We start from the raw sequence: 18,039 nt of genomic DNA on the forward strand, positions 1-18,039 counted from the left end.
ATTTCAATTCAATGCAAAGCTTCTAACTTTATGGCCTTGAGGGCGATCAAAGAGGTGACCATAATTATTATTAAACACTCTATTGCCCTTTGAGAAGGACTTCTACACAGAGTTCCAAAAAGGTTATGATGGGGTCTATCAACCCATGGCAGCTGCAAAATAAGCAAATGAATCAATCCCAAAACATTCAACCCATAGTGGCCAGCCTACGTCAGCATTTAGGGGCTTTACTCACACCCAACGATACTATGAGTGATCAGTGTCAACTCACCTTAGGCAAAGTGAATGAGCGACTGCAAACGCTGGGAGAGCTAGATTTACAAGCTCACCAGACAAATCCCTTAGCTGATGTGTTGCAGCAACTAGAGCAAGTTAATGGAGTCATTAACGCAGCCTTACCTAAACACTGCCAGAGTATCGTGCGCAATGTCTCCTCTTTAGCTCAATTTTTACCCTGGTACCAAAGATCTGTAGCCAATAATTCAGACTTTATGGCAGGCCATTGCAACGCTCAGATCATAGGTCCACAAGGATTAGAAGTTCGGCATGACATCATTGTGGGTGTCACCCTAATGCGCCCCAATATCGTTTACCCTGACCACCAGCACGATCCAGAGGAACTTTACCTCGTTTTAGGCCATGGCCGATGGCGTCAAGATCAAGGCGCTTGGCACACTCCTGGTTTGGGCGGATTGGTGTATAACCCCAGCAATGTCATGCACGGTATGAAATCCTTAGACCATCCCTTGATTGCCCTATGGTGCTTACCCTTGGATAAACCTTTTACATCCTTTAGCCAGCCTCAGCCAACGCCTTAGCGGCCGCAATGAAATGGTCTACATCAACTTCTCGCGTTGAGAAATTGGTGACTAGGCGCACAATATTTTTACCCCACCGGTCACTATAAAAATAAAAGCCTTGCGCAAGCAGATCTTTAATCATGGCACTTGGCATGTGACAAAAGAACATATTAGAGCGTGTGTCGCCTTGTATATCTATGCCGTCTATAACCCGTAGACCCTGGTCTAGTCGCAAAGCCATAGCGTTGGCATGACGGGCGTTATCAAGCCATAAATCTTGCTTGAGATAAGCTCCTATTTGGGCCGAGATTAACCTCATTTTAGACACTAAATGGCCTGACCGCTTGCGTCTCCATATCATTTCTTGAGCTGAAGTTTGATCGAATAGCACAATCGCTTCGGCTGCTAACGTGCCGTTTTTGGTGGTACCAAAAGACAACACATCAACACCTGCTTGCCATGTCATGGCTGCAGGAGAGCAGTCCAAGGCCACCAACGCATTGGCAAAACGAGCCCCATCCATATGGAATTTCAAGCCATTTTCTTTACAGATGCGGCCTATCTCAGACAATTCGTTTAAGCTATAAATACTGCCTGTCTCAGTGGTTTGAGTCACACTAACCACAGACGTTTGTACCGAATGAGCATCAGCCGTATTAGGTGCCGCCATAGTGGCTAATACTTTGGGAGAAATTTTACTGTCATCGCCCTCCACAAATACTAACTTGGCGCCATGGGTAAAAAATTCTGGTGCGCCACATTCGTCCACATTAATATGACTCTCTTGGTGGCAAAGCACTGCGCCCCAAGGCGGGGTATACACACTTAATGCTAAAGCGTTGGCAGCAGTGCCTGTGGCCACAAAAAATACGCTTACTGGACACTCAAAAATATCTGCCAGTGCCTGCTCCACCTGCTCACTATGACGGTCCATACCATAGGGTGCTTGAATGCCCGCGCCTGCATCCATCATCGCTTGCAATACTGCAGGAGACGCACCAGCCGTGTTATCACTTGAAAACACTTTATTAATTAGACTTTGGTCCTGACTACTGGACATTTTTACTCTCCATTAATTTGAGCCCTATGACACTAGCTGCCATAAGGCACTCAGTAAGGGTTTTTTCAGGTTTTTCTTGAGGGCAAACAAACCTACATCATAGGCTTCAAGTTCGGGCTTTACATCTAATATTTGAATTCTGTTGATGGTGGGGCTGTTATCTAACACTATTTTTGGTACCACACCAATACCTAAACCCAGGCTAACCATAATCACAATGGCCTCATTACCCGCCACTTGAGCATATATTTTAGGAGCCACATCAATACTTCTAAACCATGCATCTGTGCGCTGACGAGATAAGCCGCCTTCTGCCAAAATCATAGGCATTTGAGACCAGTCTTTTGGGTTTGCTGGCACCACAAAAGGTTGCTCTAAAGTACTTTGGTCTTTGGCTGCTATAAATACTAATGGAGAGATGGTCATGGGTTTAAATGCCAGCTCCCTCGGCAGATTTTTTGGCCTAGCCGCGATGGCAAGATCCTCTTCACCAGAGATTACATGGGCGATACCTTGATCTGAGTCTCCCGTATGCAATTTAATTTCAATATTGGGATGATCCTCACGCAAGCGTTGAAATAAATCAAACAACAAACTATACACCGCAGTCACAGAGCAATATAAACTCACTTCACCTTGCAACTGCCCTTGAGCATCTTGTACTTGATTACGGATCGTGTGCCACTCACTGACTGCTGAGCGAGCATAGCTGACAAAGGTTTGACCTTCAGGTGTGAGTTGCACACTACGGTTATCTCGGTTAAATAATGGTGCTCCTAACTGCTGTTCTAATTGCCTGATATTACGAGATAAAGCAGACAGACTAATGTGGCAGGCAGCGCTGGCTTTACCAAAGTGCAATTGCTCTGCCAAGGCCAAGAAATGTTTCAGGTGCTTAATGTCCATGTGCCAAACTTTAGCATAGATTTAACCTTATATTGCTAAATATGGCTCACAATGTGGCATATATATCAATTTACGAAAACACCAACAAAGGGTATCATCGTCTTAGTTTTACCAGACTCCAAATTATTGAATTTAAAACACAGGGTGACCCCATGTCTAATAATTATTTTAATACCTTGCCTCTGCGCGAGCAGCTTGAACAGTTGGCCAAGTGCCGTTTTATGCACATGAACGAATTTACCGAAGGTGTCGATGCACTCAAAGGCAAAAAAATGGTCATTATTGGCTGCGGAGCTCAGGGCCTTAACCAAGGTTTAAACCTGCGTGATAGTGGTTTAGACGTGTCTTATACGCTGCGCCAATCGGCTATTGACGAAAAACGTCAGTCGTTTAAAAATGCCAGTGAAAATGGTTTTACTGTTGGCACTTATGAAGAACTTATTCCGACAGCAGACGTGGTGCTTAACCTAACACCAGACAAGCAACATACCCCTGTAGTCACAGCAGTAATGCCCCTCATGAAGCAAGGTGCATGCTTGTCATACTCTCACGGCTTTAATATCGTTGAAGAAGGCATGCAAATTCGTGACGATCTAACGGTCATCATGGTTGCTCCTAAATGTCCAGGTTCCGAAGTGCGAGCTGAATATGTCCGCGGTTTTGGCGTACCTACTTTGATTGCTGTGCACGAGGATAATGATCCCCAAGGCCAAGGTTTAGCCTTAGCCAAAGCCTACGCAGTAGGCACGGGTGGCCACAAGGCTGGTGTCTTAATGTCTTCCTTTATCGCTGAAGTAAAATCTGACCTAATGGGTGAACAAACCATTCTTTGTGGCATGCTTCAAACAGGCTCTTTATTATGCTTTGACAAAATGATCGACAAGGGTGTTGACCCCGCTTATGCCTCAAAGCTCATCCAGTACGGTTGGGAAACCATTACTGAAGCACTAAAATATGGTGGCGTAACCAACATGCTAGATCGCCTATCTAACCCTGCGAAGATCAAAGCCTTCGATCTTTCTGAAACCTTAAAAGACATCATGCGCCCCCTCTACAACAAACACCAAGACGATATCATCAATGGTACTTTTTCTAGCACTATGATGGCCGACTGGGCTAACGATGATGTTAACCTGCTTGGCTGGCGTGCAGAAACAGGACAAACGGCTTTTGAAAAAACCCCCGCGGGTGAGATGGAAATTTCAGAGCAAGAGTACTTTGACCATGGCATCCTCATGGTTGCGATGGTTAAGGCTGGCGTAGAACTCGCCTTTGAAACCATGACTGCTGCAGGCATTATTGCAGACTCTGCTTACTACGAATCCTTGCATGAAACACCACTAATCGCTAACACCATCGCCCGTAAAAAGTTGTATGAAATGAATGCCACTATTTCTGATACTGCAGAATATGGCTGTTACCTATACAACCATGCGTGCTTACCATTATTGAATGATTTCATGCAGGACATTGATACAGACGTCATTGGGCGTGGCCTTAGTGGTGATGACAATGGTGTGGATAATGCGCGCCTAATTGAAGTCAACCATGCCCTTCGGAGTCACCCTGTAGAAGCCATAGGCGCCACATTGCGTGGCCACATGGCTGATATGAAGAAGATCATCTAAGCGAGATCTTTTATGTTAAAGCTGCACGATTTGTCCGTAGAGTTTGATGAAGGTTTTCAACTTAAACACATTAATTGGCAAATCGAGCAGCATCAGCATTGGTTAATTACCGGCGCTAATGGCGCTGGTAAGTCTGCCCTCGCTGCCGTGTTAGTTGGCTATGGGGATATTCTGGCGGGTCACACTGAGGGCACGCCAGTGACGATTGGTTGGGTCTCCTTCGAAGCTCAAGCCGAACTCATTCAAGCCGAACTCAAAAAGGATGACGCCGATATTCTCGACGTTATTAGTCTCGGAACACCCGTGTCTGAAATCATCTTTACAGATGACGTAGACCCGCTGATAGCAAAAAGTCTGATTGAAAAATTTGAGCTAAATTATATCCTCGAACGGGCCTTTCGAAAGTTATCTACCGGTGAATCACGTAAAGTTATGCTCGTTAGGGCCTTGTCTTGTCATGCTGATTTATTGGTCTTAGACGAACCCTTTGATGGCCTTGATCGCGGAGCCCACGTCATGTTGCAAGACCACCTAGCAGAGGTCGTGCAGCACACGCCCGTGGTCATGGTGCTCAATCGTTTTGACGAAATACCAAATTTTATCAGCCATATTGCCTACATGGAACAAGGTGAACTGCGCCATCAAGTGAAACGTGATGACGCACAAGCTTTCGCTGAGCTATACCAGCTACTGCATCTTAAAACGACAGACATGCAAGTACCTGCGGCAGATACAGACAAGGCTGCCACAGAGTTAATTCCTCAACAGCCTCTAGTAAAACTAACCAATATCAGTATTAAACACTCTGAAATGGTGTTGATTAAGGACCTCAATTGGACCATTGAGCCCAACCAACACTGGCAATTGAGTGGGCCTAATGGCAGTGGTAAAACTGCCCTTTTGTCCCTCATTACGGGTGATCATCCCCAATGTTACTCCAATGATATTTTTGTATTTGGTTACCAGCGGGGGCATGGTGAGAGTATTTGGCAGATCAAACAACACATCGGTTACGTCTCCACTGCATTGCAATGGGAGTATCGAGTGGGCACTAGTTTGCGCAATGTGATCATCTCTGGTTTTTACGATTCGATTGGCTTGTACAGCAAAAGTAGTGACCGACAAAAGCATATTGCAGATCAGTGGCTGGCTTTATTAGGTATGCACAAGCGTGGTGATGAGCCATTTAATAAGCTATCTTACGGTGACCAACGCCTGCTCCTCATTGCTAGAGCGATGGTAAAGCACCCCCCGTTATTAATTTTAGATGAACCTTGCTTGGGCCTAGACGACATCAACCGCCAACTCGTATTAGCCTTGATCGAAAAGATCTGTGGGGCTAAAGAAACCTCTGTAATTTATGTCAATCACCATGCTCAAGATCGTATCTTAGGTATCGATCATTATTTAGCCTTAGAAAAATCTGTAGACAATCGCTAATTGTCTCGCGCGGTGACCCCGCATCAGGTAAAGTGAATTTCGTCAAACTGTGCAGATTCAAGGATTAGTAATGAAAAGTTGGCTATTACTGCTTGCGGCGGTAGTGAGTGAAGTGATTGGCACCTCTGCGATTAAATATTCTGAAGGTTTCACCAAAGTCATTCCATCCATTATCGTGTTTGTTGGTTTTGGGGTGGCATTTTATCTACTTTCAATCACGCTTAAAGTCATACCTGTTGGCATTACTTATGCCGTGTGGTCGGGTTTAGGTATTGTATTTATTTCAATTGTAGGTCACTTTGTATTTCAAGAAAGGCTGGATGCTCCTGCGTTCATAGGAGTGAGCTTTATTTTAGCAGGCGTCATCATTATGCAAGTGTTTTCAAAATCTGTAGCACACTAGCTTAATCAGCGATAGGTCTTCGTTATGCCCAAAGTTGGAATGCCAGAAATTAGACGCCCACAACTCATTCGTGCGACTATGGAAGTCATCAATCAAGTGGGATTCCTCAATGCATCAGTGGCCAGAATCGGGCAGCAAGCTGGAATTTCTCCCAGTATCATCAATCACTATTTTGGTGGTAAAAGTGGTCTTGTAGAAGCGACTATGCGCAGCATATTGAAAGACCTTGCGACAGGTATTAACCAGCGTTTGGTCAAAGTGCCTAAGGACGATCTGGTAGCACGCATCGAAGCGATTGTAGTAGAAAATTTTAGTTCTAATCAACAAGATGAAGCGGTGGTTAAGACTTGGCTAGCGTTTTGGGCTCAAGCCATGCATGACCCCACACTCAATCGCTTACAGCGGGTCAATGAGAAACGCCTTCTGTCTTACCTAACTTTTGAATTAAAGCGCTGCATGCCCCGTCACGAAGCACAGATGGTAGCGACTAGCATAGCGGCCCTGATTGATGGCATTTGGTTGCGCACTGCCCTCAACCCAAAAGGCATTGATCCAAGCCTTGCTCGTCAGGTGATCACGGATTACTTATCCTTGTACTTAAAAAACTTACCTCTCAACCCTAGGTAACCCACTGCGTCGATTAGTTGATCATAACAATGACTTTCAGCAGCCATCTTAGGTAAAGCTTTGCAGTTTACCTATTTTTAGATTCAGCCCTTTGTAAGCAACGGTTGTTAATTTTGGCTAACGACTTAAATTATATAAAGCCCAAAACTCATCCACTCGCGCACCATTATAATGGTCTGTGTATTCATCTGGTAGTCGTGTTAAATCACCTTGGGTGGCTGGATGACAAATGATTTCCGTTGGTTCAACGACATTAGCTAACTGCCGTTGCCATCGGTTACGGAAAATAAACTGCTTACGCCCTGGGTATTTAAATGGCAGGTAAGATAAACCTGCACGTTTTACAGCGCCCTTAGCTCGAAGGGAAAACCAGCACAACAGGAACTGAGGTTTACCCAACAAAGTCCAATCAAGTACCAATCGGGTATGGCCTAAGCCTAAGTTTTTAGCTTGCGGTGCGATTTGATCGATCACGCCTGGCAATAAGTGAACATGGTGATGGGAGTCAAAATAGCTCAAGGTCACACCCTGCTCCTGCAACATCTTCACTTGGAGGGTAAATTCCACTTCGATATCTTTAAGTAACACCATCGAAAGGGAGTGACACCCAAACCAACTTTGCTTAATTAAATGCAACAAAGGTCGGGTTTGGGCGAGTCCATCAAGTTGATGTTGGCCTGTTTTTTGTCCTAACAGTGGGCCATTGGTGACGTTAAAGTGCAAGCCTAACTGAATTTGAGGCACGGCCTTTAACTCATCAAGTAGATAATCTTTATGCAGACTATTGGCCATAATAGACACCCGTTTTATGATTCCAGCTTGCGCCAACCTGAGCATGCCTTCGTTCACAGCAGGTGATATTCCCCAATCATCAGAGGTGATTTGTAGTAACTTATTTTGGCCTTGACTTAAAGCAGGTCGTGGTTGATATTCACCTCGTAGCTTTTTGTATTTGAGATGCGCTAAAGACGTAGCTGATAGAATCAGTTCACGACTTAAACTTAGGGTCGACTGAGCGTTATCATGGAGCAAAGTCACAGGTATCGAGGACACTTTGTCATTGTGACCTTGGGCCAATAGAAACATTTCTACATCATAAGAAAAGCCATGACACGTCAAATGACAAAACAACTTGGTGGCAAATTCACGGGTCATGAGTTTGATGCCACACTGGGTGTCCGATTGATTGATACCAAATAAAAGTCTTACAGCCCGATTGTAGAGCAGACCAAAAAGATGCCGTTTAAATAGCGATGGTAAAAGTCCTGTGGGTAAATGTACCCGACTCGTGGGTAGTCGGCGATTGCCCACTACTAAACTTGATCCACTTTTTATGACTTCTTCAGCGTCGGTCAAAAACACCAAATTAAAAGGTAGATCTGCATCGATAAAGGCTATTAACTTATACTGCGTCGACAAAAAAGCAGATTGTAAGGCTGCACCCTTGCCTGCTGGCGCCAAGTGCTGATGCAACACAATGCGCGACTCATCTTTAAAATGAGTCAGTAACAAGGCGTGAGTCGCCTCTACTTCAGTGAGTTCGCCATTGATACAAACCACCACTTCAAACAGACCATGCCAATGCTGCTGCAAATAGTCCAGCAACACACCGACCTTCTTTACAATAAATTCGCCGCTCGCTTTAGCGGGAATAATAATAGATAAGTCTTGATGAACCATAGCGCAGTCACTAGCTCTTTGAATAAATACACTGGCTTAGTGTAATACAATCACCCCGCTCTGTCGTGATTTATCCACCGGTTTATGGCCCGCTCAGACTAGCAGTCCTAGGCGGAGTCTAGGGCCCGCAAAGGAATGCCTGTGCGCTGTTTTTCATGCCATTGATCGGCAATCCAAACTTTTGCGTTGGTGGGTGCTAGAGGTGTTTTACCTAAGATTAAATCAGCCGCTTTCTCTGCGACCATGATGGTGGGTGCGTTTAAGTTACCATTAGTAATGACAGGGAAAATGGAGGAATCGACTACCCTTAGGCCACTGACACCACGGACTTTACACTCATTGTCGAGCACTGCCAAAACGTCATCATCTGCACCCATTTTACAGGTGCATGATGGATGGTAAGCACTTTCCACATTGGTTTTAACCCAAGCATCGATCTCATCATCAGTTTGAACTTTAGCGCCAGGCTGAATTTCTTCTCCTTTAAAAGGGTCAAGTGAGGGCTGATTTAGCAACTCTCGGGTCAACCGAATACAATCTCGCCAATCTTGTTTATCTTGCTCGGTCGTAATGTAATTAAAGGTTATTTTAGGTGCGTCACTAGCTTGGTTAGACACGATGCGGATATGGCCACGACTACTGGGCTTATTTGGCCCCACGTGCACTTGATAGCCATGGCCATCAAAGGCAGCGTTGCCGTCATAACGCATCGCTGCTGGTAGAAAATGGTACTGGATATTAGGCCATTTGAGCCCAGCTCTTGAGCGAATAAAGCCACAGGATTCAAAGTGGTTGGTTGCTCCTAATCCCGTTTTAGTGAGCAGCCAGCGGGCTCCTATTAAGCCCATATTAAAGTAGTCAAGTTTGCTGTTAAGGCTGATGGGCTGTTTACATCGATATTGAAAATAAACTTCTAAGTGATCCTGCAGATTTTCACCAACGCCGGGTAAATCATGTACTAAGGGCACCTGAGCATCCGCTAATACTTGGGCGGGGCCAATTCCTGAGAGTTGCAGTAAATGGGGCGAGCCTACAGAACCTGCGCTAAGTATCACTTCGGTGTTGGCATGCACTTGCTTAATTTGTCCACCTTGAAGGTATTCTATGCCCGTGGCCTGCTTACCGTTAAACAGCACCTTTTGGGCCGTCACTTTTTTTAGCAAAGTAAGGTTAGACCGTTTGAGTGCTTTGCGTAAATGGGCATTACTAGTACTGGACCTTACACCGTTCTTGACGGTCATATGCATGGCGCCAAACCCTTCTTGCTGCTCTCCGTTAAAATCTTTGGTGTAGGGGTAACCTGCTTCTTGGCCCGCATCAATAAAGGCTTTGTAGAGGGGATTAAGGCGCATATTATTACCACCACAGGTGCCCACTGGTCCACTCCCACCACGGTATTCGTCTTCTCCACCTTGCCAGGTTTCGGCTTGTTTAAAATAAGGTAAGCAGTCAGCATAATTCCAGCCCACTGCACCTTGTTCTTGCCATTGCTCATAATCCATGGCATGGCCACGCACATAAACCATGCCATTAATAGATGAGGAACCACCCAAAACTTTGCCTCGAGGACAGTGCATGGCTCGACCATCAAGACCAGATTCGGCCTCACTGTGAAATTGCCAAGCGTATTTTTCCGTGTTCATCGGATAAGATAAGGCGGTTGGCATTTGAATAAATATACTTTTATCAGTGCCACCTGTTTCTAATAAGAGCACTTGATGTGCGCCACTTTGGCTCAGTCTATTGGCCAATACACAACCCGCAGAACCGGCGCCAACAATGATGTAATCGTATTTCTGTGTCATTTTCAAACCTGCTTTACAAACCTGCTTTACAAACCTGCTTTAATAGGGAGATTCTAAATCGTCTAAGCGCACAAACACACTTTTCACTTGCGTATAATGGTGCAGGGTCTCAGGACCATTCTCTCTGCCAATGCCTGATTGCTTGTAACCGCCTACGGGCATTTCTGCAGGTGAATCACCCCAACTATTGATCCAACATATACCTGCTTGCATTTGGTTGATCACTCGGTGGGCTCGGCTGATGTCTTGGCTAAATACGCCTGCTGCTAGTCCAAATTCTGTGTCATTGGCGCGGGCAATCACTTCATCTTCGTCCGTGAATTTCAAAATAGACATGACGGGGCCAAATATTTCTTCTTGCACGTGCACCATGTCATCAGTGCAATCTGCAAATATGGTTGGTTCAACGAAGTAGCCATCCTTGGTCGCCACTGAGGTATGACGTTGACCACCACACACTAATCGCGCACTCGTTTGCTTGGCTCCTTCAATATAACCCAAAACTTTTTCTAGGTGTTGAGCACTGATCAAGGCTCCCATTTGAGTCTCTAAATCAAGTGGATCACCCAGTTTTATAGCATTGGCACGTGTAGCAACTTTAGCAACAAATTCGTCATAAACCCCTGCCTGAACAAACACTCGAGTCCCATTGGTGCACACTTCACCTTGGGTATAAAAGTTAGCGAGCATCGCCCCCGCTACAGCGTTGTCTAGTTTGGCATCATCAAACACTAACATAGGCGACTTGCCACCTAATTCCATGGTGATGTGTTTTAGGTTAGCAGCGGAGTCTGCCATTATTTTTTTGCCAGTACCACACTCTCCAGTAAAGGACACCTTAGCAATATCTTGATGAGCAGTCAGCATTTGGCCCACTCGGTAGTCACCTTGTACGACATTAAAGACCCCGTTAGGAACCCCTGCTTCAGTAAATATTTCAGCCAGTTTCATAACGCTTAAAGGGGTTTCTTCTGACGGCTTAAAAACCATTGCATTACCTGCTGCTAAGCAGGGTGCTGACTTCCAACAGGCAATTTGAATGGGATAATTCCACGCCCCGATGCCTGCACACACACCTAATGGTTCTCGGCGAGACATAAAAAAAGCCTGCCTGCCCAAATCTTGTTGCGTGCCCTGCAAGCCGCTTATCAGGCCAGCGTAATATTCAATCACGTCTGCTCCCGACATTATATCGACGCAATTAGCTTCTTGCAGTGGTTTGCCCGTGTCTAATACCTCTAATTCTGCCAATTTATCATTGCGTTCACGCAAGAGGCGAGCTGCCTGTTGCAAAATACGAGCACGTTCAACGGGCGCCATTGCAGACCAAACAAGAAAGCCTGCTTGGGATGATTGCACCGCTTCATTGACATCTTTTTGGCTGGCTTGATCTATAATGCCTAGGGGCTGACCCAACGCTGGATTGGTACTAATAAAGGTTTCATTGGAGGTGGCCCGCTGGTGGGTGCCGTTGATGTATAGGTGCGTGTGTTGCATAAGGTTAAGCTGGAAATAGATTAAGCTAGAAATAGTTAACAATGTTTTATCGAATGATCGTTCAAGAAAAGAGTGTACCCGATTAAATAACAATGTCAATTATCACCAAACTGGACGCACAGCCATGCATACAAGTACACTGTTAAAGAACCAGATCGACATCAAATGTAGAGATTAAAAAATGCTCAAATTTTTAATAAAAAGCGTTAAATGGACAGCTATCCGACTCTTTTTTTTAGCGGCAATGCTGGCTTTATTGATTTGGAGCATTACCTTTCACCCACCTGCATTACAAGCCGAAGTCGTGGTTAATCAGGCGGCTGTGGCAACTTTAAAATCAGGCCAACAAGTAAAAATACTGAGTTGGAATGTGCAATATATGTCGGGCAAGAATTATGAGTTTTGGTATGACAGTATCAATGGTGATGGTCCTGATATACGTGCCAAAAGAACTGACATAGAGCAAACATTTAAACAAGTTGCACAGCTAATTATTGAACAAGATCCAGACGTTATTCTACTTCAAGAACTGCATGACAATGCTAAGCGCACGGATTATGAAGACCAACTAAAGCGCCTACTCGCCCTGCTACCTGCTGAGTATAACAACTATAGTGAGGCTTTTTATTGGCAGGCAAGCTTTGTACCCCTACCACAAATTATGGGTTCAGTGGGCATGAAACTTGGGGTAATTTCCAAGTACAAACTGGGGGATGCATTACGCCACCAGTTACCCAGCATCAAGGCTGATATAGTGACGGATCAGTTTAACTTTCGCCGCGCCATTCAAGAAATCAGTTTACCTGTCACCGGGGGTAGTAAGCTTACATTAATGAACACTCACTTTGATGCGTTTGCTCAAGGTTCAGACACCATGCAACAGCAGGTAGATTATTTACAGCAACTCTTGCATAGCAAAAACGAAAACGGTGAGGCTTGGGTCATTGCGGGCGATTTTAATTTACTTCCACCTGGCCAGTATGAAAACTTGGGTGCCAAAGCTCGCGCTTCTTACCAACCAGAGAGTGAATTGACTCGTATTTATGACGAGTTTAACGTCATTCCATCCATCACGCAGACTAACGGGCCAGACGCCAGCAGTTGGTTTACCCACTTTCCTAATGGTAGCGACTTTGCTGCCCCTGATCGCACTATTGATTACTTTGTCTATAGCGACCACATTCAGGTCGCTAACTCCCAAGTCATACAGCAAAACACGTGGCATATTTCAGATCACTTGCCCATGATTACGACCATTACCTTGCCATAGATGTGGGCTTAGATTACACAGAGTATAGGGACTTTAACCCTATAAAATGATATATTGCGCGCCATGGAACAGACTGAATTATTTGAAGCGCCCAGCCCCTGTATAGGTGTGTGTGAAAACAGTCCCAAAGGTTACTGCAAAGGTTGCATGCGCTCACGGGATGAGCGTTTTGGTTGGCATACTATGAGCACTGGCGAGCAGCTTCAAGTGATGAAATTGTGCGCCCGCCGATATCAGCGCATGTTAGAGCGCAAACAGATGAAGGCACAAGGTGATGTTAATCTTGAACTAAACTTTGTTGAACCCCAAGCGCCACAAACTGATTTAATTTAAACCACAGGGCCGGACACTTCGACTGTGCAGAACCGAGCAGTGAGTCATTAGAGTCTTAATCCACAGCAAGCACTGGCGTCATATGTTGCACCATGAGTTGCAAGCTCTGACGGCCACGGAATTCATTGATATCCAAACGATAGACTAAATCTGCTTGTTCACAGGTATGGGGCCAAAGCGCCGTATCAATATTAAACTGAATGGCATCAACAAGTTCGCCCGTTTGGGGGTGTGCTAAAACCAGTTTTAAATGCTTTTCTCCCACCACCCGCTGTTGCACCAACATAAAGCGTCCATGAAAGGTGGGTTCTTCAAAACCTTGTCCCCATGGCCCAGCCTGCTGTAAAACGAAAGCTTGATTCAGCTGCAACTGCTGTGCACTTAACTCTCCATCTGAACGCCACTCTTGGGCCAACAAGCTGTCATCAAGGTGTTCTTGTGCATAAGTATTAAGTGCGTCTTTGAAGGTGTCTAAATGTTCAGCCTGAATACTTAACCCTGCAGCCATCGCGTGGCCACCAAATTTAATAATTAGACCTGGGTGCTGAGCATCCACTGCTGCAAGAGCGTCACGAACATGGAACCCAGCAATACTGCGGCAAGATCCCTTAAGAATGTCAGCATCACCTTTGGCAAACACTAACGCTGGGCGATGCCACTTTTCTTTGATTCGCGACGCAACAATGCCCACCACACCTTGATGCCAATCAGGATGATACAAGCACACACATTTGGGCATTTGATTATCTTGGCTAGTTTCAAGAAGGGCTAGTATATTACTCGCCTGTTGCTGCATATCGGCTTCTATATGGCGCCTTTGGGCGTTAAGTTCATCCAATTCTTGGGCTAGCTGAGTCGCGATTTGCTCATTGTCACTCAACAAACATTCAATGCCTAAGCTCATATCATCCAACCGGCCCGCAGCGTTGAGCCGTGGACCTACGCTAAACCCAAGATCAGAGGCTTGTAGATTGTGATGCTGACGTTTGGCTATGCTTAACAGCGCTAACAAACCAGGCCGAGCTTTACCAGCTCGAATACGCGCCACACCTTGAGCCACCAAGATACGATTATTGTGTTCCATTGGCACAAGATCTGCCACAGTGCCTAGGGCCACTAAGTCTAAATACTGCGCCATATTAGGTGCTGAGATTTGTTGCTGGTCAAACCAGCCTTGAACTTGTAGTTGCCGTCTTAAGGCTGACATCACATAAAAGATCACCCCCACCCCAGCAGTCGACTTAAAAGGAAACTCACAGCCAGGTTGGTTGGGGTTCACGATGGCATCAGCTTGGGGCAATGTTTCTGCGGCTAAGTGATGGTCGGTGACTAATACCTTGATACCCAGTTCATGGGCCCGCTGCACACCAGCATGGCTAGCGATGCCATTATCTACGGTGACAATTAAATCGGGCTCACTGGCTTTTGCATAATCCACCAAGGCCGTACTGAGCCCATAGCCAAAATCGAACCGATTAGGCACAAGATAGCTTACATTTTTAGCGCCCATAGCGCCCAAAGCCAATATGGCAAGGCTGGTACTTGTTGCCCCATCACAGTCAAAATCACCAACTATAACAATATGTTGTTGAGTTTCTAACGCATCTACCAATAAGGCTACAGCGGTGTCGATGCCTTTTAGCTGATGATACGGCAAGAGCTGTTTGAGTTGGTAATTGACCTGCGCGGGATGACTAATTCCACGGTGCGCAAGCACTCGCGCCACCAAGGGATCAAAAGACGCTTCTAGGGCCGCATTGGAACTGCCTAAACGCAAGCGGACAGACATCAGCGCGGCACCCTTAAAGCTGACTCGTCATGTATTGCTGCACCTTAGTCAAGTCGTTATCCAGCACCTGACAACGTTCTGGACGCTGCATCAAGTCAGTTAAGTGTTCAGGGAGCGGCGGCACTGCCTGCTTTGCCTTAACAACTGCATCTGGGAATTTTACTGGATGAGCAGTAGCCAAAGTAACCATCGGCACTTCTAGGTGCTGATTACACACCCGCCCAGCTTCTAAGCCAATGGCCGTGTGAGGGTCAAGCAAGTAGTTGTGCTGGTGCACAGTTTGCCTAATCACATCACAGGTTTTATCATCATTGACGCAATGACTACTAAATAGTTGCCGAGCTTTTTCCCAGCGCTGAGGCTCTAAGCTGTTAGTTGTGCCATTATTAAGGCTGCTGATTAGCTCAGCTAGGGCTGCCCCATCTCGGTCATATAAATCAAATAAGAGGCGTTCAAAATTACTAGACACCATGATATCCATACTTGGCGTTAAGGTTTGCACGAGTCCCTTTTTTTGGTATTGATTAGCGCTGATACAACGGTGCAAAATATCGTTTTGGTTAGTTGCAACAATGAGCTGTGCAATGGGTAGTCCCATATTCTTAGCTAAATAACCCGCATAAATGTCACCAAAGTTACCCGTAGGCACACTGAAAGATACGGGGCGATGTGGGCCTCCTAGGGCAACAGCTGCATAAAAGTAATACACAATTTGAGCCATGATACGCGCCCAGTTAATCGAGTTTACTGCGCCTAATTGACCGCCCTTCAAAAACGCCTGATCAGAAAAGCTGTGTTTAACCATCTGTTGGCAATCATCAAAATTACCGCGCACGGCAATGTTGTGAATATTATCACCTAAAATAGTCGTCATCTGACGGCGTTGGACCTCCGATACCCGCTCATGAGGATGAAGAATAAACATCTTTACCCGTTCACTATGCCGACATCCCTCAATGGCGGCAGAGCCTGTATCACCTGAGGTAGCGCCCATAATAACTAAATTTTGGTCACGCTTAACTAAAGCGTTATCCATGAGCCGCCCCAACAACTGTAAAGCAAAGTCTTTAAATGCCAGAGTAGGACCGTGAAATAATTCAAGTACCCACTCATTGTGGTCTAACTGAACTAGAGGGGCTATGGCCTTATGATTAAAACCCGCATAGGTTTCATCCACCATTATTTTAAGTTCGCTACTGCTAATATCATCTTCAACAAAGGGCAACAATATCTTATGAGCCAAGTCTGCATAGTTAAGTTTAGCCCAAGAAGTAATTTCTTGGTGGCTAAACTGGGGCAGGGTTTCGGGCACATATAAGCCGCCATCACTGGCCAAACCAGTCAGCAAAACATCCTCAAAACCAAGGCTGGGAGCCTGACCACGGGTACTGATATAGCGCATATTGATTCCTACCCGTCTAAGTTTTCTACTCGAATTCGAGCCACTTCACCGCTAACATCTTGCAAAGCTTCAATGGCCTTAATGGCATCATTCATATGCCCTTCGGCAACTGGACGAGTGAGGATGATCACAGGCACCTGAGAAGACACGTGAGTTTGCTGTCGAATGGCTTCGATACTAATACCTGCGTCACCCAGAATTTGTGTGATTTGTGCGAGCACACCGGGTTTCTCTGACACAGTCATACGCATGTAAAATGCAGTGACTACCTTGTCCATCGGTAAAATTGGGCTATCTGACATGGCATTTTCTTGGAATGCCAAAGACGGCATGCGCACATTTTGATCCACTGCCATGTCACGTACAATGTCTACCAAATCTGCCACTACGGCAGAAGCCGTCGGTTCTGCGCCTGCACCCGAACCATAATACAAGGTTGGGCCAACCGCATTACCTTCAACTAAAACCGCATTCATAACACCATGAACGTTAGCTAAAAGGCGCTTTTCTGGAATCAATGTGGGATGAACCCGAAGTTCTATGCCATCTTCAGTGCGGCGCGTTAACCCGAGGTGCTTAATGCGAAAACCTAAAGATTCAGCATTGGCCACATCTTCAGCAGACACTTTACTGATACCTTCGGTGTAACATTGGTCAAACTGCAAAGAAATACCAAAGGCTACAGAAGACAAAATAGTTAGCTTATGAGCCGCATCGATACCTTCAACATCAAAGGTTGGGTCTGCTTCGGCGTAACCTAATGCTTGGGCCTCTTTAAGCACATCATTAAAGGCCCGACCTTTGTCACGCATCTCAGTAAGTATAAAATTGCCAGTGCCGTTAATAATGCCCGCTAGCCAATCGATACTATTGGCCGCCAAACCTTCACGCAAAGCCTTAACAATAGGAATGCCTCCTGCTATTGCCGCTTCATAGGCGACCACAACATTATGCTTACGGGCCGCTGCAAAAATTTCATTACCATGCACTGCGATCAGAGCTTTGTTGGCGGTGACCACATGTTTGCCGTTCTGAATGGCTGTAAGTACCAATTCCTTGGCGGGTTCATGGCCACCAATGAGTTCCACCAGCACATCAACATTGGGGTTATTAGCTACCGCGAAAATGTCATCTGTGATGGCCGTATTGCCTACATCACAATTAGGGTTAGGGCGACGCTGGGCGATCTGTTCAACCGCAATGGATCGGCCTGTGCGGCGAGTAATTTCATTAAAATTACGCTGTAATACATTAAACGTGCCGCCACCGACGGTGCCAAATCCACAAATACCAACTCTTACCGGTTTCAAGGCAAACCTCATTGCGCCAGATGCGCGTATCTAATTAATGTGTAAAAACAAGCCGCTTATTGTAGCTTAACAGACCTTATATGTCAGCT

At 45.7% G+C, this 18,039-nt stretch carries 15 protein-coding genes; 7 read left to right on the forward strand and 8 right to left on the reverse strand.

The genetic code is table 11. From position 1 onward, the window contains the following. Nucleotides 1–167 precede the first annotated feature (167 nt). On the forward strand, nucleotides 168–818 hold the full coding sequence (locus ABXT59_RS11020; protein ID WP_443636163.1) for a dimethylsulfonioproprionate lyase family protein: 651 nt from the start codon (nucleotides 168–170) through the stop codon (nucleotides 816–818). Here the strand turns inward: ABXT59_RS11020 and ABXT59_RS11025 are convergent. After that, a complete protein-coding gene (locus tag ABXT59_RS11025; RefSeq protein ID WP_443636164.1) occupies nucleotides 793–1,860 on the reverse strand; it encodes a threonine aldolase family protein in 1,068 nt (355 codons plus the stop codon). The two genes, ABXT59_RS11020 and ABXT59_RS11025, sit on opposite strands and share 26 nt — an antisense overlap. 24 nt (nucleotides 1,861–1,884) lie before the next feature. Beyond that, nucleotides 1,885–2,766, reverse strand: a complete 882-nt coding sequence (gene ilvY / locus ABXT59_RS11030; protein ID WP_443636165.1) for an HTH-type transcriptional activator IlvY — start codon at nucleotides 2,764–2,766, stop codon at nucleotides 1,885–1,887. 152 nt (nucleotides 2,767–2,918) lie between these two features. On the opposite strand from ilvY, the gene ilvC reads away from it, so the two are divergent. The 4 genes from ilvC (at nucleotide 2,919) to betI (ending at nucleotide 6,864) form a co-directional block, all read left to right on the forward strand. Then, the gene (gene ilvC / locus ABXT59_RS11035) at nucleotides 2,919–4,394 is read left to right on the forward strand and encodes a ketol-acid reductoisomerase (RefSeq protein WP_443636166.1); all 1,476 of its coding nucleotides are present in this window, start codon (nucleotides 2,919–2,921) and stop codon (nucleotides 4,392–4,394) included. A 12-nt stretch (nucleotides 4,395–4,406) separates the two neighbouring features. Beyond that, nucleotides 4,407–5,834, forward strand: a complete 1,428-nt coding sequence (gene modF / locus ABXT59_RS11040; RefSeq protein ID WP_443636167.1) for a molybdate ABC transporter ATP-binding protein ModF — start codon at nucleotides 4,407–4,409, stop codon at nucleotides 5,832–5,834. 70 nt (nucleotides 5,835–5,904) lie between these two features. Beyond that, nucleotides 5,905–6,237 (forward strand): DMT family transporter, encoded by a 333-nt coding sequence (locus ABXT59_RS11045; RefSeq protein WP_443636168.1) that lies wholly within the window; start codon nucleotides 5,905–5,907, stop codon nucleotides 6,235–6,237. Between the two features lie 24 nt (nucleotides 6,238–6,261). Continuing rightward, nucleotides 6,262–6,864 carry a transcriptional regulator BetI gene (gene betI, locus ABXT59_RS11050; RefSeq protein WP_443636169.1) on the forward strand — a complete coding sequence of 201 codons (603 nt, stop codon included), beginning with the start codon at nucleotides 6,262–6,264 and terminating at the stop codon, nucleotides 6,862–6,864. A gap of 117 nt (nucleotides 6,865–6,981) precedes the next feature. On the opposite strand, the gene ABXT59_RS11055 is transcribed toward betI, so the two are convergent. From ABXT59_RS11055 to betB, 3 genes are all read right to left on the reverse strand, one after another. After that, complete coding sequence (locus ABXT59_RS11055) at nucleotides 6,982–8,544, reverse strand: ChbG/HpnK family deacetylase (RefSeq protein WP_443636170.1); 1,563 nt, start codon at nucleotides 8,542–8,544, stop codon at nucleotides 6,982–6,984. A 107-nt stretch (nucleotides 8,545–8,651) separates the two neighbouring features. After that, entirely contained in the window at nucleotides 8,652–10,349 is a 1,698-nt protein-coding gene (betA, locus tag ABXT59_RS11060; RefSeq protein ID WP_443636171.1) for a choline dehydrogenase, read from the reverse strand. 39 nt (nucleotides 10,350–10,388) lie between these two features. Further along, on the reverse strand, nucleotides 10,389–11,846 hold the full coding sequence (gene betB, locus ABXT59_RS11065; protein ID WP_443636172.1) for a betaine-aldehyde dehydrogenase: 1,458 nt from the start codon (nucleotides 11,844–11,846) through the stop codon (nucleotides 10,389–10,391). Between the two features lie 181 nt (nucleotides 11,847–12,027). Between betB and ABXT59_RS11070 the strand changes: the two genes are divergently transcribed. Continuing rightward, nucleotides 12,028–13,116, forward strand: coding sequence for an endonuclease/exonuclease/phosphatase family protein (locus tag ABXT59_RS11070; RefSeq protein ID WP_443636173.1), 1,089 nt, complete (start codon nucleotides 12,028–12,030; stop codon nucleotides 13,114–13,116). 63 nt (nucleotides 13,117–13,179) lie between these two features. Beyond that, on the forward strand, nucleotides 13,180–13,449 hold the full coding sequence (locus ABXT59_RS11075) for a DUF1289 domain-containing protein (protein WP_443636174.1): 270 nt from the start codon (nucleotides 13,180–13,182) through the stop codon (nucleotides 13,447–13,449). Nucleotides 13,450–13,504: 55 nt separating this feature from the next. Here ABXT59_RS11075 and recJ read toward each other — a convergent pair whose 3' ends face one another. The 3 genes from recJ to ABXT59_RS11090 are packed head-to-tail and all read right to left on the reverse strand — an operon-like array spanning nucleotide 13,505 to nucleotide 17,950. Then, nucleotides 13,505–15,238 carry a single-stranded-DNA-specific exonuclease RecJ gene (gene recJ, locus ABXT59_RS11080; protein WP_443636175.1) on the reverse strand — a complete coding sequence of 578 codons (1,734 nt, stop codon included), beginning with the start codon at nucleotides 15,236–15,238 and terminating at the stop codon, nucleotides 13,505–13,507. A 13-nt stretch (nucleotides 15,239–15,251) separates the two neighbouring features. Beyond that, complete coding sequence (thrC, locus tag ABXT59_RS11085) at nucleotides 15,252–16,640, reverse strand: threonine synthase (protein ID WP_443636176.1); 1,389 nt, start codon at nucleotides 16,638–16,640, stop codon at nucleotides 15,252–15,254. Between the two features lie 8 nt (nucleotides 16,641–16,648). Further along, nucleotides 16,649–17,950, reverse strand: a complete 1,302-nt coding sequence (locus ABXT59_RS11090; protein WP_443636177.1) for a homoserine dehydrogenase — start codon at nucleotides 17,948–17,950, stop codon at nucleotides 16,649–16,651. Between the last annotated feature and the right edge of the window lie 89 nt (nucleotides 17,951–18,039).

Source organism: Candidatus Njordibacter sp. Uisw_058 (genome assembly GCF_047730065.1).
GTDB lineage: Bacteria > Pseudomonadota > Gammaproteobacteria > Pseudomonadales > Balneatricaceae > Njordibacter.